This window comes from Novosphingobium sp. SG720, assembly GCF_012275365.1.
Taxonomy (GTDB): Bacteria; Pseudomonadota; Alphaproteobacteria; order Sphingomonadales; family Sphingomonadaceae; genus Novosphingobium; species Novosphingobium rhizosphaerae.
The window spans coordinates 922,244-947,905 of the sequence record NZ_JAAZQN010000001.1 but is presented as its reverse complement, the minus strand read 5'-3'; the positions used below and the strand labels follow the sequence as shown (position 1 = coordinate 947,905).

The 25,662-nt window shown below is 67.1% G+C and carries 22 protein-coding genes and 1 pseudogene; 13 read left to right on the top strand and 10 right to left on the bottom strand.

Annotated elements, in window-relative coordinates; translation table 11 throughout:
- The first annotated feature begins 17 nt into the window (after window positions 1-17).
- From FHW94_RS04270 to FHW94_RS04255, 4 genes are read left to right on the top strand one after another with little or no spacing between them, the layout of a single operon-like run.
- Window positions 18-1,055, top strand: a complete 1,038-nt coding sequence (locus FHW94_RS04270) for a GNAT family N-acetyltransferase (protein ID WP_349237434.1) — start codon at window positions 18-20, stop codon at window positions 1,053-1,055.
- Between the two features lie 10 nt (window positions 1,056-1,065).
- The gene (locus FHW94_RS04265; RefSeq protein ID WP_168554497.1) at window positions 1,066-1,341 is read left to right on the top strand and encodes an acyl carrier protein; all 276 of its coding nucleotides are present in this window, start codon (window positions 1,066-1,068) and stop codon (window positions 1,339-1,341) included.
- A complete protein-coding gene (locus FHW94_RS04260; protein ID WP_168554496.1) occupies window positions 1,334-2,023 on the top strand; it encodes a hypothetical protein in 690 nt (229 codons plus the stop codon). Before FHW94_RS04265 ends, FHW94_RS04260 begins: the two co-directional genes overlap by 8 nt.
- The gene (locus FHW94_RS04255; protein ID WP_168554495.1) at window positions 2,020-2,799 is read left to right on the top strand and encodes a hydrolase 1, exosortase A system-associated; all 780 of its coding nucleotides are present in this window, start codon (window positions 2,020-2,022) and stop codon (window positions 2,797-2,799) included. Before FHW94_RS04260 ends, FHW94_RS04255 begins: the two co-directional genes overlap by 4 nt.
- Here the strand turns inward: FHW94_RS04255 and trxB are convergent.
- The 3 genes and pseudogenes from trxB to FHW94_RS04240 form a co-directional block, all read right to left on the bottom strand.
- Window positions 2,796-3,767 carry a thioredoxin-disulfide reductase gene (gene trxB / locus FHW94_RS04250; RefSeq protein WP_168554494.1) on the bottom strand — a complete coding sequence of 324 codons (972 nt, stop codon included), beginning with the start codon at window positions 3,765-3,767 and terminating at the stop codon, window positions 2,796-2,798. The genes FHW94_RS04255 and trxB overlap by 4 nt on opposite strands.
- Window positions 3,768-3,888: 121 nt before the next feature.
- On the bottom strand, window positions 3,889-4,278 hold the full coding sequence (locus tag FHW94_RS04245; RefSeq protein ID WP_168554493.1) for a response regulator: 390 nt from the start codon (window positions 4,276-4,278) through the stop codon (window positions 3,889-3,891).
- Window positions 4,278-5,282: pseudogene (locus FHW94_RS04240) on the bottom strand (PAS domain-containing protein); the annotation flags it as partial. The pseudogene FHW94_RS04240 and the gene FHW94_RS04245, both read right to left, overlap by 1 nt.
- 3 nt (window positions 5,283-5,285) lie before the next feature.
- Here FHW94_RS04240 and FHW94_RS23155 point away from each other — a divergent pair.
- Complete coding sequence (locus FHW94_RS23155) at window positions 5,286-5,447, top strand: hypothetical protein (protein ID WP_246866047.1); 162 nt, start codon at window positions 5,286-5,288, stop codon at window positions 5,445-5,447.
- Between the two features lie 238 nt (window positions 5,448-5,685).
- Entirely contained in the window at window positions 5,686-6,768 is a 1,083-nt protein-coding gene (locus FHW94_RS04235) for a DUF4118 domain-containing protein (protein ID WP_168554491.1), read from the top strand.
- A 32-nt stretch (window positions 6,769-6,800) separates the two neighbouring features.
- On the opposite strand, the gene FHW94_RS04230 is transcribed toward FHW94_RS04235, so the two are convergent.
- Both FHW94_RS04230 and FHW94_RS04225 read right to left on the bottom strand, forming a co-directional pair.
- Entirely contained in the window at window positions 6,801-8,156 is a 1,356-nt protein-coding gene (locus FHW94_RS04230; protein WP_168554490.1) for a M28 family peptidase, read from the bottom strand.
- 84 nt (window positions 8,157-8,240) lie between these two features.
- Window positions 8,241-9,542, bottom strand: coding sequence for a PLP-dependent transferase (locus FHW94_RS04225; protein WP_168554489.1), 1,302 nt, complete (start codon window positions 9,540-9,542; stop codon window positions 8,241-8,243).
- Between the two features lie 209 nt (window positions 9,543-9,751).
- On the opposite strand from FHW94_RS04225, the gene FHW94_RS04220 reads away from it, so the two are divergent.
- From FHW94_RS04220 to ettA, 3 genes are all read left to right on the top strand, one after another.
- Window positions 9,752-11,482: a PAS domain-containing methyl-accepting chemotaxis protein gene (locus tag FHW94_RS04220; protein ID WP_168554488.1), complete on the top strand. Its 1,731-nt coding sequence runs from the start codon at window positions 9,752-9,754 to the stop codon at window positions 11,480-11,482.
- Window positions 11,469-13,091, top strand: a complete 1,623-nt coding sequence (locus FHW94_RS04215; protein ID WP_168554487.1) for a chemotaxis protein CheW — start codon at window positions 11,469-11,471, stop codon at window positions 13,089-13,091. Before FHW94_RS04220 ends, FHW94_RS04215 begins: the two co-directional genes overlap by 14 nt.
- Window positions 13,092-13,202: 111 nt before the next feature.
- Window positions 13,203-14,882 (top strand): energy-dependent translational throttle protein EttA, encoded by a 1,680-nt coding sequence (gene ettA, locus FHW94_RS04210; protein ID WP_168554486.1) that lies wholly within the window; start codon window positions 13,203-13,205, stop codon window positions 14,880-14,882.
- Window positions 14,883-14,969: 87 nt separating this feature from the next.
- Here ettA and FHW94_RS04205 read toward each other — a convergent pair whose 3' ends face one another.
- Window positions 14,970-15,551 carry a flavin-binding protein gene (locus FHW94_RS04205; protein ID WP_168554485.1) on the bottom strand — a complete coding sequence of 194 codons (582 nt, stop codon included), beginning with the start codon at window positions 15,549-15,551 and terminating at the stop codon, window positions 14,970-14,972.
- 164 nt (window positions 15,552-15,715) lie between these two features.
- Between FHW94_RS04205 and FHW94_RS04200 the strand changes: the two genes are divergently transcribed.
- Window positions 15,716-16,657 (top strand): RcnB family protein, encoded by a 942-nt coding sequence (locus FHW94_RS04200; protein ID WP_168554484.1) that lies wholly within the window; start codon window positions 15,716-15,718, stop codon window positions 16,655-16,657.
- Window positions 16,658-16,751: 94 nt separating this feature from the next.
- Here the strand turns inward: FHW94_RS04200 and FHW94_RS04195 are convergent, their stop codons facing one another.
- Window positions 16,752-17,111, bottom strand: a complete 360-nt coding sequence (locus FHW94_RS04195; protein ID WP_168554483.1) for a winged helix DNA-binding protein — start codon at window positions 17,109-17,111, stop codon at window positions 16,752-16,754.
- Between the two features lie 314 nt (window positions 17,112-17,425).
- Here FHW94_RS04195 and FHW94_RS04190 point away from each other — a divergent pair, with 314 nt between their 5' ends.
- Window positions 17,426-18,091 (top strand): 2OG-Fe(II) oxygenase, encoded by a 666-nt coding sequence (locus FHW94_RS04190; RefSeq protein WP_168554482.1) that lies wholly within the window; start codon window positions 17,426-17,428, stop codon window positions 18,089-18,091.
- Window positions 18,091-19,959, top strand: a complete 1,869-nt coding sequence (locus FHW94_RS04185; RefSeq protein ID WP_168554481.1) for a DUF885 domain-containing protein — start codon at window positions 18,091-18,093, stop codon at window positions 19,957-19,959. The genes FHW94_RS04190 and FHW94_RS04185 overlap by 1 nt, the downstream gene beginning before the upstream one ends.
- Before the next feature lie 334 nt (window positions 19,960-20,293).
- On the opposite strand, the gene FHW94_RS04180 is transcribed toward FHW94_RS04185, so the two are convergent.
- Window positions 20,294-20,656, bottom strand: a complete 363-nt coding sequence (locus FHW94_RS04180; protein WP_168554480.1) for a hypothetical protein — start codon at window positions 20,654-20,656, stop codon at window positions 20,294-20,296.
- 141 nt (window positions 20,657-20,797) lie between these two features.
- On the opposite strand from FHW94_RS04180, the gene FHW94_RS04175 reads away from it, so the two are divergent.
- The gene (locus FHW94_RS04175) at window positions 20,798-22,171 is read left to right on the top strand and encodes a transposase (RefSeq protein ID WP_168554479.1); all 1,374 of its coding nucleotides are present in this window, start codon (window positions 20,798-20,800) and stop codon (window positions 22,169-22,171) included.
- 105 nt (window positions 22,172-22,276) lie between these two features.
- On the opposite strand, the gene FHW94_RS04170 is transcribed toward FHW94_RS04175, so the two are convergent.
- Window positions 22,277-22,822, bottom strand: a complete 546-nt coding sequence (locus FHW94_RS04170) for a histidine phosphatase family protein (RefSeq protein WP_168554478.1) — start codon at window positions 22,820-22,822, stop codon at window positions 22,277-22,279.
- Complete coding sequence (locus FHW94_RS04165) at window positions 22,819-25,599, bottom strand: ATP-dependent DNA helicase (RefSeq protein WP_168554477.1); 2,781 nt, start codon at window positions 25,597-25,599, stop codon at window positions 22,819-22,821. Before FHW94_RS04165 ends, FHW94_RS04170 begins: the two co-directional genes overlap by 4 nt.
- Window positions 25,600-25,662: the final 63 nt, after the last annotated feature.

The following is a 25,662-nucleotide window of genomic DNA, read 5'->3' as shown; positions in this document are numbered from 1 at the left end:
GGGAACCAGGGCCAAGCGTGGCGTGCCGGGTCTATCATGCCGAACTTGCCCAAGTGCAAGACCATCCGCGCCTGGCAGCCCTGCTGGCGCGCGGCAATACGGATGGCCCGTTTGACCGCGCCGATTGGCTGGCCTTGTTGGCAACCCATGCCTTTCCCGGTGCCCGTGCCTTCCTGGCCGTGGCGGAAGACGGCGATGGCGCGGTGCTGGCCCTGCCCCTGGTCGCCACACGCCATGGCCTTGGCGCACTGGCCAACTGGTACAGTTTCTGGGCGCGGCCGCTGACCGATGCGCCCGAGCGGGCCGAAGCGATGCTCGTGGCCCTTGCCCGCGATCTGGCCCGCCATGGCGCGCTCGATTTTGCGCCGGTCCCTGCGCGGGAGGCTGGCTGGATGGCCCGTGCCTTTCGCGCCGCCGGCTGGGTGGTGGCGGTCGAACCGGCCCATGTGAACCGGCATATGGCGTTGGACGGGCAGGATTTTGCCACTTGGTGGGCAACGCGGCCGGGCGCCCTGCGCGCCACGGTGCGGCGCAAGGGGGCAAGCGGGGCGGTGCAATGCCGCGTGGGCACCGCGTTCGATGCGGGCGATTGGGCGGCCTATGAAGCGGTCTATGCCGCCAGCTGGAAACCGGCCGAGGGCGACCCGGCTTTCCTGCGCGCCTTTGCCCAAGGCGAAAGCGCTGCTGGCGCGCTGCGACTGGGCGTGGCAACGCTGAAAGGGCAACCGGTGGCGGCGCAAATGTGGAGCGTGGAGGCCGGCACCGCCTTCATCCACAAGCTGGCCCACCGCCAGGATGCGCGTGGCGCCTCTCCCGGCACGCTGCTTTCGGCTGCGATGTTTGCCCATGTGATCGACCGCGATGGCGTGCGCGCCATCGATTTCGGCACGGGCGACGATCCCTACAAGGCGGACTGGATGGACCGGACCCGCACCCGCTGGCGCCTGCACGCGCACCATCCCGCCGCCTGGCGGCATTGGCCGGCCCTGCTGCGCGGCCTGGTGCGGCGCGCGGCCGGGCGCAGCCGGCTTGCTCCACCACCGGCGGATGGTTAAGGCGCCGACAATGTCTGAAACGATCCCCGCTTCGCTCGACGCCGACTTGCGCGCCCTGCTGGCCGATGTGCTGGGCCTCACCCCGGCGCGCGCTGCTGACTTCACCGTGCAGACGCCGCTGTTCGGCGCGCTGCCCGAACTCGATTCGATGGCCGTCGCGGGCCTTTTCACCGCGTTGGAAGATCGCTTCGGCTTCGTTCTGGAAGAAGACGAAATCGACGGCGACCTGCTGGAAACCTATGGCGCGCTGCTGGCTTTCGTGGCGCGCAAGCAGGGCCATGGCTGAAGCGCTGGCCCCCATGCGCTGGCCCTGCCCCGGTGCCGGGGCAGACGGCGAATGGGCGCTGGTGACGCAGGGTGGCCATGCGGCGCGCGTGCTGATCGTGCCGCCGCTGTTCGATGAAATGAACCGCGCCCGTGCCATGCTGGCCGCGGTCATGCGCCATCTGGGTGCAGCCGGCGTGGCGGCAGTGCTGCCCGATCTGCCCGGCTGCGGGGAAAGCGTGCAGGATTTCGCCGCGCAAAGCCTCAACGCCTGGCGGGCCGCGATGATCGCCGCCGCGCGCCATTTTGCCGCCAGCCATGTACTTGCGCTGCGCGGCGGCGCACTGGTGGCCCCGCCCACGCTGCCCGGTTGGGCGCTGGCGCCGGTCAGCGGCGATGCCGTGCTGCGCCCGCTGCTGCGCGCCGCAAGCCTGGCGGCAAGGGCCCGGAACGAAGACGCGAGCCCCGCCGCCCTGCTCGAGCAAGGGCGCACGCAGGGCCTGATGCTGGGCGGCTATCCGTGCGGCGCGGCGCTGATCGCGGGCCTGCACGGGGCGCTGCCGGCGGGCGAAGGGCAGCAGGCGATTGCGCTATCCGATCTGGGCGCCGCCGGTCCTGCCCCCTGGGTTCGCCAGGAACCGGCCCCGGCGCCCGCCCTGGCCCAGGCGCTGGCTGCGCGCATCGTGGCAGAGCTTGCCGCATGAACCGGCACGTCATCGCCTTTGCCTGTCAGGGCAGCCAGCTGTTTGGCACGCTCGACATGGGCACGGCCAGCGGCGCGGTGGGCGTGCTGATCGTTTCGGGCGGCAATGAAATCCGCAGCGGGGCCTGGGGCGGCCAGTCCACTCTTTCGGCCCGCCTGGCGCGCGAAGGCGTGCCCACGTTCCGCTTCGACCGGCGCGGGGTGGGCGACAGTGCGGGCGAGAACCAAGGCTTTCGCGCCAGCGCGCCCGACATTGCCGCCGCCCTGGCCGCGTTTCGGGCCGCTGCGCCGCATGTGAAGCGGGTGTTCGCGATGGGCAATTGCGACGCGGCGAGCGCGCTGATGCTCAATGCTGCCACGCTGCCCGGGCTCGATGGGGTGATCGGGTGCAATCCCTGGACGGTCGACGCGGAAAACGAAACGGCACCGGTCCATTCCGCCGCGGCGCTGCGCCGGCACTACTTGCGCCGGCTGTCCGATCCGCGCCAGTGGGCGCGGCTGCTCGCGGGCAAGGTTGCGCTGGGCAAGCTGGCCGGCGGCCTGCGCACCGCCGCCGGGCCACAGGCGCGTTCCGCCCTGGCCGAGGACATGCGCAACGGGCTGGCCGGCTATGCCGGGCGGGTCACGATCCTCTTGGCGCAAGGCGATCGCACCGCGCAGCTCTTTGCCAGCCACTGGGGCCAGGACAGCCGCGTGATCGGCCATGCCAGCACCAGCCATTCTTTTGCCGATGCACAGGACTGGCTGGTGGAGCAGGTGCTTGAAACGCTGCGTTAGGCTTGGGTCAATTGCGCCGTGGCGAAGTCCAGCTCAGCCACGAAGCGTTCCGCGTCGAGCGCGGCCATGCAGCCGGTGCCGGCCGCCGTCACCGCCTGGCGATAGGTGTGGTCCATCACGTCGCCACAGGCAAACACGCCAGGAATGGCGGTCTTGGGCGTGCCGGGCTGCACCACGATATAGCCGCTCTCGTCCAGTTCCAGCTTGCCGGCAAACAGGCTGGTGGCGGGGGCATGGCCGATGGCGACGAAGGCGCCGTCGGTTTCCACGCGGCTGCCTTCACCCGTGACGGTATCAACCAGTTCCACCGCCTTGAGGCCGCCTGCCAGCGGATCGCCGGCGAACGCGGCCACGGCCTTGTTCCACAGCACGCTGATCTTGGGATCGGCGTGCAGGCGCTGTTGCAGGATGCGTTCGGCGCGCAAGCTGTCGCGGCGGTGGATCAGCGTCACATGCTCGGCATGGTTGGTGAGGTAGAGCGCTTCTTCCACGGCGGTGTTGCCGCCGCCGATCACCACCACCTTCTTGCCGCGATAGAAGAACCCGTCGCAAGTGGCGCAGGCCGAAACGCCCTTGCCCGAAAGCAGCTGTTCGCCCGGAACGCCCAGCCACTTGGCCTGGGCGCCGGTGGCAATGACCAGGGTATCTGCCTCGAAAACGTCGCCGCTGTCGGCGGTGGCGCGGAACGGCGGGCCCGACAGGTCGATGTCGGTGATCGTGTCCCAGATCATCCGCGTGCCGACATGCTCGGCCTGGGCCTGCATTTCCTGCATCAGCCAGGGGCCCTGGATCACGTCACGAAAGCCGGGATAGTTTTCCACATCGGTGGTAATGGTCAGCTGCCCGCCGGGCTGAAGCCCCTGCACCACGATCGGCTCCATCCCGGCGCGTGCGCCATAGATCGCGGCCGTCAGGCCAGCCGGGCCGGAACCGATGATAAGCATGCGGGTCTTGTGCGTCGTCGCCATGGAAACTCCTTCCGATGGCGCGCGAGATAGGCGCTGGAGGGCCGAAACGCCAGCCCAAGTAAAACTTCACCCCCGGCAAATCGGCCAGCGGCCCACCGCTTGGCCAACTGCCCGGCCGGCCTCACGCCTGCTGGCGCTGCGTCACCCCTTCCAGCGCGCGGCTGACGACCACGGCCGCGGGCGTGGGCTTGGGCACGAGAACCCCGCCAAGCTTGCGCACCGCTTCATCCATGCGATCAAGGTCGCCGGTGTGCAGCACATAAGGCACGCCCCGTTCGGCCAGCGCCTTGGCCACGGGCGCGCAAGTCTGGCCCTGCGACAGCGACACGTCGAGGATCGCGGCAACGATTTCCTCGCCCTCGGCAATGGCCAGCGCCTCTGCCAATTCCAGCGCGGTGAGCGGCACACAGCCCGCGTCCTCGACCGCAAATTCCAGATCGAGCAGGATCAGCGGTTCATCGTCGAGCACCAGCACGCGACAGCCGGAAGGTTGGCAACAGGCCTGTGCCATCAGACCGCGTCCTCGCGCAGCGGCACCCGTAGTCTCGCTCGCAGCCCATCCGGATGCCAGTCGCGCATGATGTTCCCCCTTGCCATGTGCAGCATGCGGTCGACGATGCCCCCGGCGGGGGCCTCCGCATCGTTGCCGGGCGGCACAACGGCCGGTCCGCCCTGTTCGATCCAGTCGATCACGATCGTCGGCGCATCGCTGCTGCCGTTCTTCTGCCAGGCGACGGTCACCTGGCCATCCTCGCTGCTGAGTGCACCGTGCTTGGCCGCGTTGACCGCCAGTTCGTGCAACGACAGGCCCAGCACCGACACGGCCGAGAAATCGCTGCGCAGGCCATTGCCCTTGAACAGGATACGCCGGCCATCGGGATCATATGGCGAAAGTACCGAACGGATCGCCTGGCCCACTTCGATCGACCCACTGGAAGCTTCGTCCAGCGTGGTTTCATAGGCGCGGCCCAAGGCCTGGATGCGATCGTTGATCTCGCGCGCTTCGGCTTCGATGCCGCGCGAGCGACCGGTGAAATTGACGATGCCGCCGATCACCGCGAACATGTTCTTCATGCGATGCGACAGTTCGCGGGCCAGTTCGCGGGCGTGGCGCTCGTCGGCGCGCGCGGCGCGCACGTCAGACACATCCCACTGGCTGCCAAAGTAATAGATCAGCCGGCCCTCGGCATCATAGATCGGCCCCAGGTGCAAGGCGTTCCAGAACGCCGTGCCGTCCTTGCGGTAATTGAGGATTTCCACCACGACGACATCCTGGCCCACCAGCGCCTGGCGAATGCGGGCAACGGCAGCGGGATCGGTGCCCGGCCCTTGCAGAAAGCGGCAATTGCGGCCGATGATCTCGTCTTCGTCATAGCCGGTCAGCCAGCGGAACGCGCGGTTGACGAACACGATCGGCGCATCGGGCGCATGGGGATCGCACAGGCATACCGCCATGCGCGTCTGCGCCATTGCCTGTTCAAACAAGACACCCGAGGCACCGGGGAAAATGTCATCCGGATGGTTGGCAAGAAAGCGCTCTGCGCTGTCATCGTATTGCCCGCCGGCCTGGCTGGCGCGCCTGCGACCGGCGGCCTGGCCGGCACCACCGGCCTCGTGACGCGCTTCGCTCGCGCCGCTCGTGGCTTCACCAGCCTTCCTGGCATCGTCTGGGCGGCCTAGCGCCTGATCTGCCCTGTCACTCGACAAACGTTTGTTCCCGACCTTTAGCGACCCGTAGCACAATGCCACCCAATGGCGCCAAAATGCTTCTTGCCCCCTCGCGGTTCCCCATGTGGCCAAAAAATTTTACGGTACATCTACGGTACGAAATCCGCAGCACGCCGCGCTCGCATCCGCAGCGGTTTCCCAAAGCGGAAGCGGTTGCACTTGCGAACGCTATCAGGCAACGTTGGTGGGAATGACCTTTGCGCCGCGCCATAATCCCTGGTCGATCCGGGGCCTGCAATCTCGCGGCCGCGCCGCCCGCTACACGCTGGGGGTGGCGCTGTTCGCCCTGGCCCTGTTCCTGCGCTGGATCGCCGATGCGCTGTTTCCGCCGGGTTTTCCGTTCCTGACGTTCTTTCCCGCTGTCATCGTGGCGACCTTCATTGCCGGGCGCGGGCCGGGCATCGTCTGCGCCGTCCTGAGCGGGCTGGCGGCCTGGTACTTCTTCGTGCCGCCGCTGCTCAGCTTTGCGATCAACACCCAGGTGGCCACCGCGATGCTGTTCTATACCGGCGTGGTGGCGGTGGACATCTTCCTGATCGACGGGCTGACCCGGCGCCAGCGGCAATTGGAAGACAGCGAGGCGCGCCTGGCGGAAATGGCCGCGCACCAGGCGCTGCTGTTCAAGGAACTGCAGCACCGCGTGGCCAACAACCTGGCCTCGGTCGCCTCGATGCTGCGGTTGCAGCGCCGCCAGATCGAACGCAACCCGGCGCTGGCGTTGCCGCTGATCGATCGCGCCGACGAGCGGATCGAAATGATGGGCCGCGTGCACCGCCAGCTTTACGATCCCGCCGCGCAGGCCCGGCCGCTGGCCGATATCCTGGCGCATGCCGTGGCGCAGGCGCGCGAGATGGCCGATGCCGATGGCGTGGACGTGCGCCTGACGGTGGACGACGTGCGGCTGGAAGTGGGCCGGTTGCTGCCGCTGGTGCTGCTGATCACCGAACTTCTGGCCAACAGCTTCAAGCACGCCTTTGCGCCGGGCGAGACCGGGCAGATCGAAGTGCGGCTGGAACGGGCCGAGGCAGGCACCCTGTGCCTGACGGTGGCGGATAACGGCCGCGGCCTGCCCGCCGCCGATCCCCAGGACAGCGCCGTTGGCGGTGGCGTGCGGCCGCGCCGGGGCCTGGGCACTGCGATCATCGCCGGGCTGGTGGCGCAGTTGGGTGGCAGCCACCGCACGCGCAACACCCATGCCCACGCTGGTGAAGGCCAATCCCCCGGCGTGACCACCACCGTCATCTTTCCGGAAAAGCTCGACATCCAGGGTTGACGCGGCGGGCGCCCCGCCAACCCTGGACCGGTTCAGCGCGCGGCGATCGGCCCGGCTTCGTTGGCGACGATCGCCAGGGTATTTTCCCAAGCCTGCACATTCTGCGCCAGCAGCGCCGGATCGATCTTGTCGAGCGTGTCATCGGGCGTGTGGTGCAGATCGAAATAGTGGGTGCCGTCCTGGTTCAAATCCACCACCGGCAATTTCTGCGCAGCGATGATCGCACCGACGTCTTCCCCGCCATCGGCCGGGCCATCGTGCGGCACCACGCCCAGCGGATTGAGCGCGGCGATGATGCGGTTCTTCACCGCATCGGATGCAGGGGCGAAATTGGTCGTCACCCGCCACACCCGGTCGGCGCCGAAATCGCTTTCCATCGCCAAGGCATGGGGCTCCTTGCCGTGCTTTTGGGCATAGGCCTCTCCGCCAAAGCCGCCCAGTTCCTCGCTGCCGGCAAATAGCACGCGGATGGTGCGCAGCGTCCCGCCAGGCGCTCCCCCGCTCTGGGCGCGCAAGGCCGCCGCAGTCACGATGGCGCAGCCCGCGCCATCATCGATGGCCCCGGTGCCCAGATCCCAGCTATCGAGATGGCAGGCCACCAGTACGACCGGCAGCGTGGGATCGCGGCCGGGCAGATCGGCCACGACATTGCCCGAAGGCGCATTGTCGATGATCTGGCCGGTCAGGGTGAGATGCAGGCGGAGCGGCTGGCCGGTGGCAGCCAGCCGGGCGATCTGGTCGGCATCGGGATTGGCCACGGCGCCGGCGGGAATGGGCTTGATGCCCTTGGGCCACATGATCGCACCGGTGTGCGGGTTGCGGTGCTTGTCGGTGCCGACCGAGCGGATCACCACCGCCAGCGCGCCCTTGGCCACGGCCACGCCCGGCCCCTTGCGCCGCACATTGCCATAAGGGCCATAGCCGCTGCCATCCTGGGTGGGGACCATGGCATGGTCGATGAATGCGATCTTGCCCGCCAGCGCGCCATCGGGCGCGGCTTCGAGTGCCGCAAGCGTGGGGAAATAGACCAGCGGCGCGGTGATCCCGGCATCGGGCGTGGCGCCGGAATAGCCGAGCGCCGTGATCGCCAGCGGCTGCGCGGCAAAGCCGACGAGTTCGGCCTTGTCCGTGCCGCGGCGATAGGCCCGCATCGTGAACGGTTCGATCGCGACATTCTGGAAGCCCAGGCTCTTGAGCCGGGCCGCCGCCCATTCACGCGCGCGCGCTTCGGCCGGGCTGCCGGCGGGGCGCGGGCCGATCTGCGTGGTCAGGTCACGCACCAGGTCCCACGCCACATCGGTGGTGGGGGCGGTGGCATGCGCGGCAAAAGCAGGCAGGATCGCCAGGGCAGCGGCGGCAACAGGCAGGCGGGCGGTAAACAAGGACATGGCGAAATCCCGAAAGGCATTGGGGGCCGCCACATTTGCGCACACCCCCGCGAAGTCAACCGCCCACCCCAAAAATCCGGCAATTCAGACGGTTGCCAGCGCCTGATCCAGATCGGCCAGGATATCGTCGATATGCTCGATCCCGATCGACAGGCGGACATAGCCGGGGCTGACCCCGGCGGCGGCCTGTTCTTGCACCGAAAGCTGCGAATGGGTGGTGGAAGCCGGGTGGATCGCCAGGCTGCGTGCGTCACCGATATTGGCGACGTGGTAGAACAGCTTGAGCGCATCGATGAACGCGCGGCCGGCATCGGCGCCACCGGCGAGTTCGAAACCGACCAGCCCCCCTGCCCCGCGCGGCAGGTATTTGGCGGCAAGCTCTGCCGCGCGGCCCTGCGCCAGGCTGGGGTGGATCACCCGCGTCACCTTGGCATGGCTTGAAAGCCATTGCGCCACGGCGGCGGCGTTCTGGCTGTGGCGCTCGATCCGCAGGGGCAGCGTCTCGATCCCCTGGATCAGCTGGAATGCATTGAACGGGGAAAGCGCGGCGCCGATATCGCGCAGCAGGATCACGCGGGCGCGGATGGCATAGGCAATGGGGCCCAGCGGCTTGATATCCCGCGCCCAGACCGCACCGTGATAGCTGGGATCGGGCAGGTTGAACAAAGGCTGGCGTTCGGGAAATTCGTCCCATGCGAAATTGCCGCCGTCCACGATCAGCCCGCCGATCGATGTGCCGTGCCCGCCCAGATACTTGGTGGAGGAATAGACCACCACCGCCGCGCCATGATCGAACGGGCGGATCAGCAGCGGGGCGGCGGTGTTGTCGACAATCAGCGGCACGCCCAGCTTGCGGCCGATCGCCGCCACTTCGGCAATGGGAAAGGCAACCAGCTTGGGATTGGGCAGGCTTTCGGCGTAATAGGCGCGGGTGCGATCGTCGGTGGCGCGGGCAAAGCCTTCGGGATCGGCAGGATCGACGAAGCGCACTTCGATGCCCAGATCCTTGAACGTGTTGGCAAACAGGTTCCAGGTGCCGCCATAGAGATCGGTCGAACTGACGATGTTGTCGCCCGCGCGCGCCAGGTTGAGCACGGCATAAGTCGACGCGGCCTGGCCCGATGCCACCGCCACCGCCGCCGCCCCGCCTTCCAGCGCGGCCACGCGCTGTTCCAGCACATCGGTGGTGGGATTGCCCAGGCGGGTGTAGATCGGGCCAAGCTCTTTGAGGCCAAAGCGGTTGGCTGCCTGCTCGGTGCTGTCGAACTGGAAGGACGTGGTCTGGTAGATCGGCACGGCCACTGCGCCCGTGGCCGGATCGGCGCGCCAGCCCGCGTGCAGGGCCAGGGTTTCGGGGCGGGAAGCGGCAGGCTTGCTATCGGTCATGACATCCTCGGTTGCTAGACGGCTTTTCCAATTCTCTACTTATTTAATTGACATAATCAAGCCCGGAATGGTCCGGACCATGCTGCCAATACTGCGCAAAAATGCGCAGTGTGGCCCTTAAACGCGGGCAACCACGCCTGGGCTAGGACGGCAGGCGGATGGCGCCAGGGGCGCGGGCTGCAGTGGCGGCCGTGAGGGGGTTTGCAGGAATGACCGACCAGACACCGATTTCCGCCAGCGAGCGCAAGCGCGCGCAAGAGGGCGCGGCCCAAGCCCGCATCACGGCGATGGAGCGCGCGCTGCTGCTGTGCGAATTCACCGCCGACGGCCAGTTGGTGAGCGCCAACGAGAATTTCGCGCGACTGCTCGGCGAGCGGCCCGAAGACCTCGTCGGGCGGCGCTATGTCAACCTGTGCCACAAGGGCGCGGTCGAAGACAGCGCCGCGCCGGCATTCTGGCAGCGGGCGGCCGATGGGCACGCCCAGGTCACGGCCGTGCGCCTGGCGGTGGGAGACCGCGAACCGGCCTGGGTGCGCCTGGCGTTTTCCCGGCTCGACGCCGATGACAGCACCCCGGCCCGGATCCTGGCGGTGGGGATCGACATCAGCCGCGACGGCCTGGCCCGCTTCGATGCCGAAGCCAAGCTGGACGCACTGGACCACGCCGTGGCGCTGGTGGAATTCAATATGGACGGCCAGGTGCTGGCTGCCAACGAAAACTACCTCAAGCTGACCGGCTATACCCTGGATGAAGTGCTGGGCGAGCAGCATACGCTGTTCTGCGATGCCGAGACGGCGTCGTCGGATGCCTATCGCGAACTGTGGAACACGCTGCGCCGCGGCCAATCGTGCCACGGCGCCTACAAGCGTTTCGGAAAGAATGAGTCCGATATCTGGGTGCATGCCTCCTACACCCCCATCCGCGGGGCCGACGGCAGGCTGCAGCGCATTCTCAAGATCGCCTATGACATCACGGCCCAGCGGCTGGCCACGGCCGAATACGAAGCCAAGCTGGAAGCGATCGATCGCGCCATGGCGGTGGTGGAATTCGATCTGGATGGCAACGTGATCACCGCCAACGACAACTTCCTGTCGGTCATGGGCTATTCCCCGCGTGAGATCATCGGCCAGCACCACGCCATGTTCTGCCTGCCCGAATACGTGCGTACCCGCGAATATGCCGATTTCTGGATTTCGTTGAACCAGGGCCAGTTCCAGTCCGGCCGCTTTCACCGCGTGGGCAAGCACAACCGCGACGTGTGGATCCAGGCCACGTACAACCCGGTGCTCGACTTGCGCGGCAAGCCGCGCCGCATCGTCAAATATGCCACCGACGTGACCGAGCAGGTGCAACTGGAACAGAAGATCGCCGCACGATCGCAGGAAACCGCCGGCGTCGCCGATCGGCTGGGCCGCACGATCGAGGAGATCAACCGCTCCACCGCAACCGCCAACAAGCTGGCCAACCAGACCGAGATGAAAGCCGATGAAGGCGGCGTGGCGCTCAAATCCGCGCTGGAATCGATCGAGCTGATCCAGAAATCGGCCACCGGCATTGCCGAGATCGTGCGGGTGATTTCGGAAATTGCCGGGCAGACCAACCTGCTGGCCTTCAACGCCGAAATCGAGGCGGCGCGCGCGGGCGAACACGGCATCGGCTTTTCCGTGGTGGCCGGCGAAGTGCGCAAGCTGGCCGAGCGCAGCAGCACCGCCGCGCGCGACATCAGCCGACTGATCGAGGAAAGCCTGGTGCGCATCGGCATGGGCACCGAGCGCGCCCAGGCGGCGCAAAGCGCGTTCAGCGCGATTGCCGCCAGCGTGGGGGATACCAGCACCGCCATCGAAGTGATCACCCGTTCGGCGCTGGCGCAGGACGAAGTGGCCCGCAACATCGTCACCCTGATCCAGGAACTGGCGGCCACCGCCCATGAACCTGCCTGATCGCGCGGCGCCAGCGCCCGCTGCCGAGGGACAAGGGGCAGGCCCGGCGGGCGGGCTGCACGGCTTGCTGCAGGTGGCCGGCATCACCCTGGCAATCCAGGCGGCCGCGATCCGCGAAGTGGTGCCGCGCCCGGCCACCCTGCTGCCGTTTCCCGTGACCCGGCCAGACCTGGCCGGTGCCATCGAAGTGCGCGGCGCGATCATTCCGGTGATCGACATGGGGTTGCTGCTGGGCCTGGGACCGGCGCAGGCGGCCGACGGCATCGTGACGATCCTGCGCCACGAAGGCCGCGTCACGGGCATCCTGCTCGACGCGATCGATGGCATTGCCCGCTTGCCGGCAACGGCGCTGGGGGCCCTGCACTATCCCGATGATGCACCGCTGCACCGCCTGTCGGCCGCCGGCTTCCTGCACGGCGCAACGCGCGGCGTGGTGCTCGACATTGCGCAACTGACCGCGATGCCCGGCCTGCCAATGGTGCCCGACAGTCTGGCAGGGCAGCGCCAGAGCCAGGCCCAGCACAAGGGCGCTTCGGCCGCCCAGGAAGACGAGCCGGGCCACCGGCTGAGCGACCGGAGTGGCGATCGTGCCACGTGCCTGGTGTTTCGCGCCGGCGGGCAGCGCCTGGCGCTTGATGCCCACGCCATCGTGGCAACCCTGCCCGAATCCGCGCTGGCAACGCCGCCCGTGGAGAACGAGCTGTGGCTCGGCACGCTGGGGTGGAACGGCCTGGCCGTGCCCGCGGTGGACACGTTGCGCCTGATCGGCATCGGCAGCATCGGCCGCACCGTGGGGCGCAGTGCCGCCGTGGTCATCCACGTCGGCACGTCGGCCGGCGAGCCGCAGGACCGCAGCAGCGCCAGCGCGCGCGTCGCGCTGCTGATCGACGGGGTCGACGATATCCGCCAATTGCCGCGCCATGCCCCCGCGCCGCTGGGCACGATCGGCGTGGGGGGCGCGGGTGGCGCCCATGCCCTGGTCGATGTGGCCGGGCAACCCGTGCTGCATCTCGAACCCACCGCGCTTGCCGGCGATCCCCGGCTGGTCGAAGTATCGGCCATGCAGGTGCCGCTGGCCAGCCCGGCCGATGCCGTGGCGGGTGCCGCTGGCCTGGGCAAGACGGCTTCGGCAGCAGCATCGGCCGCCGCTGCCGATGCGATCACCGGCGCGGTGACCGGCACCGGCGACGCGTGGTTGACGTTCCGCCTGGGCCAGGCCCGCTATGCCCTGCCACTGGCGGCGGTCGAGGCGGTCTTGCCGGGCGAACAGCCCATGCTTTCGGTCGCCGGGCAATTCCCGCTGTCCGGCGTGTTCCTGCATCGCGACAGGCCCACCCCGCTGATCGACCTAGGCGCCCGGCTGGGTTGCCCGTGCGAAGCGAGCACGGCAGCCGCGATCATGGTCGTGGTCGGCATGGAAGGCCAACGCCGCGCGTTCCTGGCCGACATGCTCTGTTCGGTCGAGCGCGTCCCGCTCCAGGCCCTGCGCGCCCAAGGGACCAGCCGGCAATTGCCCGCGGCCACGATCCGTTGCCGCGCCAACCAGACATGGGAAGTCCTCGGGCCCCAGGCCTTTGCCCTGGCGCCAGGCCCGGCCGAGGCAGCCTGACACGCCACCGGCCTGCCCGGCACACGCTTGCGCGGCCCACGCGCGCCCTGTAGAGCGCGGGGCAATTTAGCACGTTTTGCCAAACGTTCCGTCTCGCGCAAGGACCCTTCGATGGCCGCCCAATATGCCTACGTCATGAAGAACATGACGAAAACCTTCCCCGGCGCGCAAAAGCCGGTGCTCAACAACATCAACCTGCAGTTCTACCAGGGTGCCAAGATCGGCATCGTCGGCCCCAACGGCGCCGGCAAGTCCACGCTCATGAAGATCATGGGCGGCATTGACAAGGAATTCACCGGCGAAGCGTGGCCCGGCGAAAACATCACCGTGGGCTACCTGCCGCAGGAACCGCAGCTCGATCCCACCAAGACCGTGCTGGAAAACGTCAAGGACGGCGCGCGCGAAGTGGCCGACCTGGTCGACCGCTTCAACGAGATCTCCAACATCATGGCCGATCCGCCCGAAGACGTCGATTTCGACGCGCTGATGGACGAGATGGGCGACCTGCAGGGCAAGATCGACGCAGTCGATGGTTGGACGCTCGACAACCAGCTTGAAATCGCGATGGAAGCGCTGCGCTGCCCGCCGGGTGACTGGTCGGTGGAAAGCCTCTCGGGCGGTGAAAAGCGCCGCATCGCGCTGACCCGTCTGCTTATTCAAAAGCCGTCGATCCTGCTGCTCGACGAACCGACCAACCACCTCGACGCCGAAAGCGTCGAATGGCTGGAAAACCACCTCAAGGAATATGCCGGCGCGGTGCTGATGATCACCCACGACCGCTACTTCCTCGATAACGTGGTGGGCTGGATCCTCGAACTCGACCGGGGCAAGTACTTCCCCTACGAAGGTAACTATTCGACCTACCTGGAAAAGAAGGCCAAGCGCCTGGAGCAGGAAGACCGCGAGGCGACCGGCCGCCAGAAGGCGATCAACGACGAACTCGAATGGATCCGCGCCGGCACCAAGGGCCGCCAGACCAAGTCGAAGTCGCGTATCAAGAAGTTCGAGGAACTGGTCTCTGCCCAGGAAAACCGTTCGCCCGGCAAGGCCCAGATCGTCATCCAGGTGCCCGAGCGCCTGGGCGGCAAGGTGATCGAGGCCAAGAACATCTCCAAGGCCTATGGCGACAAGCTGCTGTTCGAAAACCTGTCGTTCATGCTGCCGCCCGGCGGCATCGTCGGCGTGATCGGGCCGAACGGCGCGGGCAAGTCCACGCTGTTCAAGCTGATCACCGGCCAGGAAACCCCCGACAGCGGCGAGATCGACATCGGCTCGACCGTGCGCCTGGGCTATGTCGACCAGAGCCGCGACCACCTCGATCCCAAGAAGAACGTGTGGGAGGAAATCTCCGACGGGCTCGACTACATGAAGGTCAACGGGTTCGACACCTCGACCCGTGCCTATGTCGGCGCGTTCAACTTCAAGGGCCAGGACCAGCAGAAGAACGTCGGCAAGCTTTCGGGCGGTGAACGCAATCGCGTGCACATGGCCAAGATGCTCAAGCAGGGCGGCAACGTGCTGCTGCTCGATGAACCGACCAACGACCTCGACGTGGAAACGCTGGCAGCGCTGGAAGAAGCCATCGAAAACTTCGCTGGCTGCGCCGTGGTCATCAGCCACGACCGCTTCTTCCTCGATCGTCTCGCCACGCACATCCTGGCCTTCGAAGGCAACAGCCACGTCGAATGGTTCGAAGGCAACTTTGCCATGTACGAAGAAGACAAGCGCCGCCGCCTGGGCGATGCGGCCGATCGGCCCACGCGCCTGGCTTACAAGAAGCTGACGCGCTGAGGTTGCGCTAGGGTTCGCACCACCCCCGGCCCGCTCCTTGCGAAGAGGATCGGGCCGGGCGTGGTGGAAAACCAGGCGCAACGCCCCCTAAGGCGCCACCCAACCCCCTTCCCAACCCTGCGGCCCGCGCGCGAACCGCGCCCGCACGCCCCCATGGGCATCGAGCCTGAGCCAATCGAGGGTCTCGGGCTCCACCAGCAGGACGGCAAAGGCGGCCCGGCCGGCCTCGGTTTCCGCCAGGGTGGGCCGGCGGGCAAGGAGATCGGCGGGCAAAGCGCTGCCCGGTGCATCGAGCGGTGCGCCGGGGCCGGCCTCGGCCAGGTAGCAACGCCGGCTGAACGCAGCGGCCTTGTCCCATGCCGCATCCGCCGTCGGCCCCGCTTGCTCGATTCGCGCCGGGCCGGACAAACGCAATTGCACGCGTGCGACAGGGTCATAGGCGAGCACGCTGGCGCGGCCATGCGTGGCAACCGTCATCACCTTGGGGCTGCGCGCATCGGTGTGGAAGCGCAGCGCCGACAGCGCCGGGCCCACCGCACGCAAAACCATGATCCGCATTTCGCCATCGGGCGTGCCCACCACCGGCGCATGCATCGCCGCAGTGCGATCGGCAACGGCCGCTTCCAACCGGGCCTGCGCGTCGGCGATCGTCTGTTCCAGGCTGTCCATCGCAGCGCTGTGGCGCGGACAGCCGCGGTCTGCCAAGATGAACGTGGGGGCACCAAGCCGGTTCAGCGATGCGACAGCGGCGCAGGTTTAGAAACATCAGCAAGCGATGGGAAACAAACCGCCACCGCCCGACGTTTCGAGTAGGTGAACCAAGGGAGACGGCCATGGCCGCCAGCAGCAAGTGGAAATCGAAGATCGGCGCGGCCCTGGCCGTCGCCACTCTGGCCGCCGCCATTCCGGCCACGGCCTTTGCCCAGGAACGCGGCGAGCATCGCGGCGGTGAAAACCGCGGTGGTGGTGAAAATCGTGGCGGCGGCAACCGCGGCGGGGGCTTCCCCAGCGGCGGTGGCGGCGCCCCGCGCGGCGAACAGGCACGCCCCGCACCCCAGGCGCCACCCCAGGCGCAGCCTCCCCGCGGTCCGCAGGGCGGCTTTGGCGGCGGTTATCAGAACCAGCCCGGCGGCTGGCGCGGCGGCCATGCCGTGCCCCAACCGGGCCAGGCGCCGCAGCCTTCGTGGAACAACGGCAACGGGCGTCCGGGTGGCGACCGGCCCGGCGGCGATCGTCCCGGCGGCGGCAACCCGTCAACCCGCCCCGTGCCGCAGCCCGGCTGGCAGGGTGGCGATCGCGGTCCCAGCCGTCCCGGCTGGAACGACAATCGCGGCCCGGATCGCCCCGGCTGGAATGACAACCGCGGGCCGGGTCGCCCTGGTTGGAACAACGATCGTGGCCCTGGCCGTCCCGGCTGGAACAACGATCGCGGACCGGGTCGTCCGGGTTGGAACAACGATCGCAGCCCGTGGCGGGGCGACTGGCGCCAGGATCGCCGGTATGACTGGCAGGGTTGGCGCAATGGCCACCGCGACTTGTTCCGCGGCCCGCGCTATTTCGCCCCGCTGCCGAACTATCGCTACAACCGCTTGAATATCGGTATCTATCTGGGTGCGCCGTTCTTCTCGCAGCAGTACTGGATCACCGATCCTTGGGCCTATCGCCTGCCGCCGGCCTACCCGCCCTATCGCTGGGTGCGCTATTATGACGACGTGGTTCTGATCGATACCTATACCGGCCAGGTCGTGGACGTGATCTACGATTTCTTCTGGTAAGATGGTTAAGGCGGGGCCAGCCCGGTGGGTTGGCCCCGTTGACCTGACAAGCGGCGCATGGCCATAGAAAGGCCATGCGCCGTTTTCGTGTTGGTCAGATCGTGCCGATGGCCGTGAGGATATTGCGCATCATGGTCAGCCCGTCGTTCGTCAGCCTGACATAGCGACGGCGCAAGTCGCCGGTATCGGCCTGGCGATAGAGCAAGCCCTCGCGCTCAAGCCGGGCGATCCAGCGCAGGATCGTGGTCGAAGGCACGCCCGCTTCCACGCACACGCTCGAAACCTGCAGTTCTGTCCCGCTTTTGTAGGCGATGAACAAGTCGAGCAGAATGTCCCAGGCCGGCTCTCCAAACAGGCCTTTAACCGGCGTAGCCCCGTCGCGGCGACGGCGGAGCGCATAAAGCGCCTTGGCAACGCGGAAGGCCTCTGCCTCGACATCGACTAGGGCATCCAAAGGAACGCGACCTCCCAGATCAGGAATGGCTTTACTGTCTAAGGGGAGTGCAGGCGCGAATGACATGTGCGGCACAGTTGACACCGTTGGTTTCGCGAGGCCTTCTGTTGGGCCCCCCAGGCCCCAACCGCAGGACAGCTTCAGGTTAACTACATCTTGCAATAACCCACTATCGACAATATTTCGCATGAATTATCAACGATTTCGGTCCACATCGGACCAAAACTTGGTGAACTCGAATTCCACCGGGTTTTCCTGGCATTCGGCCAAGCCGGCTTGCCGCCATCGCGCCCTTGCGTCATGACGATCCGATCATGGTTTTGTTCCGTTCCGACCGTCATCCCGACATGGCCGACCTCAAGCGCATCGGTAGCCAGGTCCGCGCGCGACTCGATGCAGATCCGGCCGCCTACCGCATTCCCGTCGAAGATTTCGAGATCTATGCCGTGGGCGAATTCTTCACCCGCGCCGAATGCGAGCGCCTGATCGGGGTTGTCGATTCCGTGGCGCGCCCGTCGGATACGTACAGCAACGATGGTGGCCGCACGAGCTATAGCGGCGACGTCAATCCGCACGATCCGTTCATTCGCATGTTGCAGCGCCGGATCGACGACCTGATCGGCCTGGACCCCGCCTATGGCGAAACCATCCAGGGCCAACGCTATACGCCGGGCCAGGAATTCAAGGCGCACTTCGATCATTTCCGCCCGTCTGACCCGATGTGGGCCGAGGAAATGCGCAACGGCGGCCAGCGCAGCTGGACGGCAATGGCCTATCTCAACGCGGTGGAGGAAGGCGGCTCGACCGACTTTCCCAAAGTGAACCTGTCGATCCCGCCACAGCAGGGCGCCCTGCTGATCTGGAACAACATGTCCCCCGATGGCCGCCCCAATGCCAAGAGCCTCCATGCCGGCACGCCGGTTATCCGGGGGGTGAAATACGTGCTGACCAAGTGGTATCGGTCGCGCCCGTGGAATTGATGCCCGCGACGCGGCCGCTTCATGCCCTGTTGCTGCTTGCGCTGGTCGGCGCTCCGGTTGGGGCCAAGGCCCAGATCACCCAGCCTGCTCCGGCTCCGGCTTCGGCGCCGGCTTCCACCACCGTTTCGCCCAATGTGGCGCTCGACGCGCTGCTGGCGCAGGACGACGCAGCCCGCCGTGCGCTTGACCCGCTCGATACGCTCGAACGGGGCGAACCGCTTGCCGCCAGCAGCTTTCGCATGGTGTTCGATCCGGCGCTCACCACGATGCAGCGCGCGCGCAACGCGGCCGCGCGCGATGCCCTGGCGCGGATCGACCTGGCCACGCTCGATGCCCCGCACCGCATCTCGGCCCGGGCCTATGCCGCGGTGCTCGACGATGAACAGGCCATGCTCTCGCCCGAGGTGGCCGATATGCTGGCGATGATGCCGCTCAACCCGGTGGGCGGGTTGCAGGTGGAATATCCCGGCCTGGCTTCTGCCGGCGGGCCGGCCTCGCTGGAAACCGCAGCCGATCACGCCGCTAACCTGGCGCGCAACCGCGCGCTGCCCCAGGTCTTTGCCGCCGCGATCGCGCGCTATCGCGCAGGCCTGGCGCGCGGGGTAACCAGCCCCCGTGCCGTGGTCGAAACGCTGATCGGGCAGATCGACGCACTGCTGGCCCGCCCGCCCGAACACTCCCTGTTCATGAGCCCGGCGCAACAGCCGCTGGGCCTGGCTGAAAGCGGCAAAGGCGGGGGCAAGACCGCCGTGCTCGCCCGCACGCGCCTGCGCGCCGAATATCGCGCCGCCACGGTCGAGGCAGTCTATCCAGCCTATCGCACCCTGCGCGCGTTCCTGGCCGACGAATATCTGCCCGCCACGCGCGAGAGCGTGGGCCTGGCCGCCCTGCCCGGCGGCGCGACGCTCTATCGCGCCCTGCTGCACCATCACACCACGCTCGATCTCGATCCTGCGCAGGTTCATGCCCTGGGCCTGGCCGAAGTGGCGCGCATCCAGGCCGAGATGGATACGGTGAAGCGGCAGTTGGGCTTTGCCGGGCCGCTGCGTGCGTTCTTCGATGCGATCCGTGTCGACCCACGCTATCATCCCCGCAAGGCCGAAGATCTGGCGCAAGGCTATCGGCGTGTGGCCCAGGTGGTGGCGGCCCAGGCGCCGCGCTTTTTCGTGACCATGCCACGCACGCCGCTGCTGATCCTGCCGCACCCCGCCTATCGCGCGCGGTTCGAGGCGGGCGGCAGCTATAGCCCCGGCAGCGCCGACGGCACCCGGCCCGGCGTGTTCTATTACAACACGTTCGATCTCAAGAGCCGGTTCCTGACCGGCATTGCCACGCTCTATCTGCACGAAGGCGCACCGGGCCACCATTTCCAGATCAGCCTGGCGCAGGAGAATCCGGACCTGCCCGATTTCCAGCGCTATGGCGGCAACACCGCCTATGTCGAAGGCTGGGCGCTCTATGCCGAAACGCTGGGCTATCCCATGGGGCTCTTCGACGATCCGATGCAGCACTGGGGCACGCTGGACGACGAAATGCTGCGCGCCATGCGCCTGGTCGTCGATACCGGGCTGCACAGCCAAGGCTGGAGCCGGCAACAGGCGCTGGACTACATGCTGACCAACTCCGGCATGGGCCGCAGTGACGCCCAGGCGGAAGTGGATCGCTATATCGCCGATCCCGGCCAGGCCGTGGCCTACAAGATCGGCGCCCTGACCATCCAGCGGTTGCGCGCCGAGGCGGAAGCGCGGCTGGGCGCGCGCTTCGACTTGCGGGCATTCCATGCGCAAGTGCTGGGCAGCGGCGCGCTTCCGCTGCCGGTGCTGGAAAGCAAAGTGCGAGACTGGATAGCGGAACAGGCGGCGCGTTGATCGCGCAGAAGGCAGCGGGACCCCGGATCAAGTCCGGAGTGACGAAATTTTCAGCTGATTTAGATATTTAACGTCACCCCGGACTTAATCCGGGGGCCCGCTTTATCCTGCAATGCCATACCAGAACCAGGCGCGGGTGGTTTCCAGAATGATTTCACACAAAGCCACAAAGACACGAAGAAAAGCCCTCTCTTTGTGTCTTTGTGGCTTCGTGTGGGATTTTCGGAAACGGAACTGACGTCTCGATTGCGCGCGCCAAGTTCACATAAAATGCCCCTTCGCGGAGCCCGCTGGAACGAACGTGATTGGTGGAAAGTGGACGTCACTATGTGAACTAATCGAGCACCTTCAGAACAGAGACGGTGAGCTTCCAAAAGATGTAGGTATCAAGGCAGACCAGCGGCGCAAACAGCACGCCGTATGAGATCCTATCAGGAAATCTGACCATCGTGATCGCTGCAACGTGTAGCAAGCCGATGGCGGTCAAAATCACCCAAAGCATTTTACGGCGCCGCAATTGCCACGTCAGTCCGACGAGCAGGCAGAGGACACCAACCGAGAAAGCAGCAAAGAGTGGCGCTGCATCTTCTCTGACCCACGCGGTTCCGATAAACACCACTAAGACGGCAACCGTGCCAATCGCAAAAAGCTGCTTCGGTGGATCAATCTCATTGTAGATGTCCGTACCGTCGTCCATTGCATTGAAATCCGTCAGCTAACGGCAACAAAGTGCCACCCTACTCGGATGTCCGCAACTGGCCGATTGTGTTGAAAAAGTCGGTCTTGCACTTGGGGTAAGGGTCTGATTCAGCATTAGGATGCTGAAGGATGCCAAGCCATGATGGGCGAGCGCCGGGTGGCGCAGGAGGCCCTGTTCTACGAGTTCAGCCTGGATCGGCATGTCCCCGCCGATCATCTGCTGCGGGCGATCGACCGGTTCGTGGACCTGTCGGGCATGCGCGAGCACCTGCGCGGCTTTTACAGCGCGATCGGTCGCCCTTCGATCGACCCCGAGCTGATGCTGCGGATGCTCATCGTGGGGTACTGCTTCGGCATCAGGTCGGAGCGCCGCCTGTGCGAGGAGGTGCACCTCAACCTGGCTTACCGCTGGTTCTGCCGCCTGGGTCTCGACGGTGACGTGCCGGATCACTCGACCTTCTCGAAGAACCGGCATGGACGCTTCCGTGAGAGTGATCTGTTCCGCCAGTTGTTCGAAGCCACCGTGCGGCGCTGCATTGAGGAAGGACTGGTCGGCGGTGACGGCTTTGCTGTCGATGCCAGCCTGATCCGGGCCGAGGCCAACCGGCAGACCTATGTCGAGGGAACGCAAGGTCTTGGCGCTGGTCCGGCAGGGCGTGCCGTCGAGGAGTATCTCGCCGTACTCGACGACGCCGTTTTCGGCGGCGCAACGCCGGTTGAGCCCAAGCGCGTTTCACCGGTCGATCCTGCGGCCCGCTATACTCAGGCGCACGGTAACCGCACCGACTTCTGCTACGCCACCAATTACCTGATCGACGTCGACAATGCGGTGATCGTGGATGTCGAGGCAAGCACGGCGGTGCGCCAGGCCGAGGTGACCGCCGCCAAACGGATGATCGAGCGGGCAGCCGACCGCCATGGCCTATGGCCCCGCAAGCTGATCGGCGACACCGGCTATGGTTCTGCCGGCATGCTCGCGTGGCTTGTGCACGAGCGTGGCATCGAGCCGCACGTGCCCGTCTTTGACAAATCCGCCAGGAGTGATGGTGCGTTCGAGCGCAGCGACTTCACCTTCGATCACGAGGATGACAGCTATATCTGCCCGGCCGGCAGGCGTCTGCGACCGCGTAACCGCAACTTCACCTCGCCGCGACCGGAGGCCGGCCAGGATGGCTTCATCCGCTACCGAGCGCGGCAGCAGGACTGCAGCAACTGCGCGCTCAAGCCACAATGCACGCCCATCCTGCCGGCTCGCAAGGTGACCCGCTCCATCCACGAGGGCGCTCGCGATCTCGCTCGGGCCCTGTCGCAGGAAGATGAATGGATCGCCTCACGCCGCGAGCGCAAGAAGGTCGAGATGCTTTTTGCCCACCTGAAGCGCATCATGCGGCTCGACCGGCTGCGATTACGCGGACCCAATGGTGCCCGGGATGAGTTCCACCTCGCCGCTGCCGCCCAGAACCTGCGCAAGCTCGCCAAGATCAGCATCGCCAGGCAGATGGTGATGACATGAGGCCAGGCGATTCTGCTCAGCCGTTTCGATCCGTACCCTCCGCTTCGCCAAGAAGGCGACTTTTTCAACGCCATCGGCCGAAATCCGACGCAAGCAGGCACCTCCTCACCCCAACAACTGCGGCCCCAGCGCCGGATCGAGGTCGCGCGGCCGCGTCAGCGCCACCAGCCGGGCGCAGCCGGCGTCCACGTCGGCCCAGCGCGCCACATCGAGTTCCAGCACGGCGAAAGTGGCGGTGGGGAACTTGGCTTCCACCACGTCGCGCAAAGGGCTGGTGCCATCGTCGGGCACGAGGTCGAAGATCAGGTCTTCCAGGCCCGGATTGTGGCCGATCATCAGCACGCTGCCAGGGTCGCCGGGCAATTCGCGCAAGAGGTCCAGCAGCGTGGCCGAACTGGCGAGGTAGATGCGCCGGTCCCATTCCACCGGGAACACGCGGTTCCAGGCCTTGCTTGCCCATTCGATGGTTTCGGCCACGCGCACGGCTGGTGAGGCGATCACGCGGTCGAAGCGGCGGCCGCTGGCGCGCACGTGCTCGCCCATGGCCACTGCGCCGCGCTGGCCGCGTTCGTTCAAGGGCCGATCGAAATCGCGGGCGCGGGCATCGCTCCAATCCGATTTGGCATGGCGGAACAGGGCAAGCGTCTTCACGGCACGTTCTCGTCTTTGGCTGCCAACACGCGTTCATCAACACGCCCGGCGATGGATTGTAAAGCCTGCTCCAAACTTACCCGGCGGACCGGCGTGCCTTCGGGGAAGGCCGACAGCAGGCGGGATGGGAACGCAGACGACAGTACGACGAAATGGCCGCGATCGTCGGCCGAGCGGATCAGCCGGCCAAAGGCCTGCGCCAGCCGCGCGCGGATGATGCGATCATCGTGCCCTTGCGCGCCGCCTTCCTCGCGCGGGGCAGCCAGGCGCCGGGCGCGGTGGAGGATCGAGGGCTTGGGCCAGGGCACTTGCTCCATCACCACCAGGCGCAGCGACTGGCCGGGCACGTCCACCCCGTCACGCAGGGCATCGGTGCCGAGCAGCGAGGCGCGCGGATCGTCGCGGAAGATGTCCACCAGCGTGCCGGTGTCGATCGGATCGACATGCTGGGCATAGAGCGGCAGCCCGCCGCGCGCCAGGCGGTCGGCAATGCGGCCATGCACCGCGCGCAACCGGCGGATCGCGGTGAACAGCCCGAGCACGCCGCCCCCGCTCGCCTCGATCAGGCGGGCATAGGCGCCGGCGAGCGCGGCGATGTCGCCCTTGGGCACGTCGGTGACGATCAGCACTTCGGCCTGCCGGGGATAGTCGAACGGGCTCTTGGCGGCAAAAAGTTGCGGCTGCACGTCGATACGCGGCGCGCCGCTGCGGGTAATCGCGCCACTCCAATCCCCGCCATCGGTCAGCGTCGCCGACGTCATCAGCACGCCGTGCGCGGGCGCCAGCACCACTTCGGCAAAGGGCTTCATCGGGTCGAGGTGGTGGCGGTGCAGCCCCATGTCCCATTCGCGCCCGTCCGACCGGTCCAGCGCGAGCCAATCGACATAATCGGGATCGGTTGGGCCCCCCAGCCGCCCGAGCAGGGCAATCCATCCGGCCAGCAGATCGGTGCGCCACTGGATCGCACTGCGGGCGCCTTCGATCCGCGCGCGGGCCTGCCCGTCGAGCCAGTCCGGCCCTTCTTCCACAATCGCTTCCAGCCGCAAGGACAGGCGCAACAGCGGCTGGCGCAAGTCTTCCAGCGCTTCAAGAGCGGCAGCGGCGGCTTCCAACAGCGGGCCGTCCAGTTGCGCAGCCTCGGTCTCAAGGCCATAGCCTGCCTCGGTGCCGCCACTTTCGTCGCGCGCCAGCACGGTGGCCCGCACCGCGGCGAGCAGCCGCTCCACCGGGCCATCGGGCGCACCATCGCCAATGCGCGCCAGCCAGCCATCGGCCGGCAGCAGTTCGGCCGCCTCGCGCGCCTGGGTGATCGCAATGGCGCCGTCCTCGTCATAGCTGGCCACGTCTGCCAGCCGCGCCGACAGGCCGCGCCGCCGCCCGCGTGACTTGCCTTCGGGGCCGATCACCCAGCGGCGCAACTCGATCGTTTCGGCGCCTGTCAGCGCCGCGCCAAACGTGCTGTCGGCCGCATCGAACACATGGTGCCCTTCGTCGAACACGATGCGCGTGGGCCGCTGCGCCGCATCGCGCCCGCGCGCGGCGTTGACCATGACCAGCGCATGGTTGGCGATCACCAGTTCCGCTTCGGCGCTGGCGCGCGCGGCCCGCTCGATGAAGCATTTGCGATAGTGCGGGCACCCGGCATAGACGCATTCGCCGCGCTGGTCGGTCAGCGCCGCGATCCCGCGCTTGCGGAATAGCGTGCCCAGCCAGCCCGGCAGATCGCCGCCGATCATGTCGCCATCCTGGCTATAGGCCGCCCAGCGCGCCACCAGGTGTGCCAGGATCGCCGGGCGCCCGGTAAACCCGCCCTGCAACGCGTCTTCCAGGTTGAGCAGGCACAGGTAATTCTCTCGCCCCTTGCGCACCACCACCGGCGCGGCCGCCTTGCTGCCCGGTGCAGGCTGGGCAAAGGCCCGCCGGCTTTCGCGGCGGAGCTGGCGTTGCAGCGCCTTGGTATAAGTGGATACCCAGACCGTGCCGCCCGAACGCTCTGTCCACAGCGAAGCCGGCGCCAGATAGCCCAGCGTCTTGCCCGTGCCCGTGCCCGCCTGGGCCAGCACCACGTGCGGCTGGCGCGCGCCGCGGCGCGGGGCAAACATCTGCGCGGCCTGGGTGGCAAAGGCGCGCTGGCCCGGCCGGTCTTCCGCGCCCGCCCCGGTCAGGTTGGCCAGGCGCGCTTCCACCGCCTGCGAATCAAGCGTGACTTGCGCCGGCTGCGGCCGCTCGCCCGCCTCGTCCCATTCGGGCAGGCGCGAAAACAGCCAGCGTTCGGCGCGTTCGGGCCGGGCAATGCGCCCGCTCAGCAGCGTGGACCAGGGCCAGCGCAGCTTGATCATGGATTGCAGCGCGCTCCATGCCCCTTCCCGCTCCGCCCAATCGGGCGCGGCGGTGGTGGCCAGCAGCGCCTCGGCTGCCTGTTGCAGCAGCAGCGGCACATCGGCGTCGCCCGCCGGCTGCGGCAGGCCAAGCGCGTTGGCCAGCCCCTTGGGGGTGGGCACCACGAACCGCGCCGGGTGGATGAAGGCGTAGAGTTCGAGCAGATCGAGGCCGGAAAGATCGGGATAGCCCAGCCGGTTGGCCACCAGCGGCGCATTGAGCATGAGCAGCGGCGTATCGGCCGCCGCCACGATCGCCTCGCCCTTGCCGACCGTGCGGGTGGACGGGAACAGGTCCACCCCGCGCAGCCAGCAACCGCCGTGGCTGGCTTGAATGGCGGGCAGGTCAAGCGCCGGCGGGGCAGGATTGCCCGGGTCTGGAACAGCAGGATCGGCCATCTTCCACCCTGTGAACGAAAATGGAACGCGGGGCAAGATCGCGCAAGGTCACCCACGTTGCAC

Excerpts from the sequence above, each read along its gene's own strand:
- FHW94_RS04265 (WP_168554497.1), top strand. The coding sequence starts at position 1,066 with ATGTCTGAAACGATCCCCGCTTCGCTCGACGCCGACTTGCGCGCCCTG.
- FHW94_RS04260 (WP_168554496.1), top strand. The coding sequence starts at position 1,334 with ATGGCTGAAGCGCTGGCCCCCATGCGCTGGCCCTGCCCCGGTGCCGGG.
- FHW94_RS04255 (WP_168554495.1), top strand. The coding sequence starts at position 2,020 with ATGAACCGGCACGTCATCGCCTTTGCCTGTCAGGGCAGCCAGCTGTTT.
- trxB (WP_168554494.1), bottom strand. The coding sequence starts at position 3,767 with ATGGCGACGACGCACAAGACCCGCATGCTTATCATCGGTTCCGGCCCG.
- FHW94_RS04245 (WP_168554493.1), bottom strand. The coding sequence starts at position 4,278 with ATGGCACAGGCCTGTTGCCAACCTTCCGGCTGTCGCGTGCTGGTGCTC.
- FHW94_RS23155 (WP_246866047.1), top strand. The coding sequence starts at position 5,286 with ATGGTTGGCAAGAAAGCGCTCTGCGCTGTCATCGTATTGCCCGCCGGC.
- FHW94_RS04235 (WP_168554491.1), top strand. The coding sequence starts at position 5,686 with ATGACCTTTGCGCCGCGCCATAATCCCTGGTCGATCCGGGGCCTGCAA.
- FHW94_RS04230 (WP_168554490.1), bottom strand. The coding sequence starts at position 8,156 with ATGTCCTTGTTTACCGCCCGCCTGCCTGTTGCCGCCGCTGCCCTGGCG.
- FHW94_RS04225 (WP_168554489.1), bottom strand. The coding sequence starts at position 9,542 with ATGACCGATAGCAAGCCTGCCGCTTCCCGCCCCGAAACCCTGGCCCTG.
- FHW94_RS04220 (WP_168554488.1), top strand. The coding sequence starts at position 9,752 with ATGACCGACCAGACACCGATTTCCGCCAGCGAGCGCAAGCGCGCGCAA.
- FHW94_RS04215 (WP_168554487.1), top strand. The coding sequence starts at position 11,469 with ATGAACCTGCCTGATCGCGCGGCGCCAGCGCCCGCTGCCGAGGGACAA.
- ettA (WP_168554486.1), top strand. The coding sequence starts at position 13,203 with ATGGCCGCCCAATATGCCTACGTCATGAAGAACATGACGAAAACCTTC.
- FHW94_RS04205 (WP_168554485.1), bottom strand. The coding sequence starts at position 15,551 with ATGGACAGCCTGGAACAGACGATCGCCGACGCGCAGGCCCGGTTGGAA.
- FHW94_RS04200 (WP_168554484.1), top strand. The coding sequence starts at position 15,716 with ATGGCCGCCAGCAGCAAGTGGAAATCGAAGATCGGCGCGGCCCTGGCC.
- FHW94_RS04190 (WP_168554482.1), top strand. The coding sequence starts at position 17,426 with ATGGTTTTGTTCCGTTCCGACCGTCATCCCGACATGGCCGACCTCAAG.
- FHW94_RS04185 (WP_168554481.1), top strand. The coding sequence starts at position 18,091 with ATGCCCGCGACGCGGCCGCTTCATGCCCTGTTGCTGCTTGCGCTGGTC.
- FHW94_RS04180 (WP_168554480.1), bottom strand. The coding sequence starts at position 20,656 with ATGGACGACGGTACGGACATCTACAATGAGATTGATCCACCGAAGCAG.
- FHW94_RS04175 (WP_168554479.1), top strand. The coding sequence starts at position 20,798 with ATGATGGGCGAGCGCCGGGTGGCGCAGGAGGCCCTGTTCTACGAGTTC.
- FHW94_RS04165 (WP_168554477.1), bottom strand. The coding sequence starts at position 25,599 with ATGGCCGATCCTGCTGTTCCAGACCCGGGCAATCCTGCCCCGCCGGCG.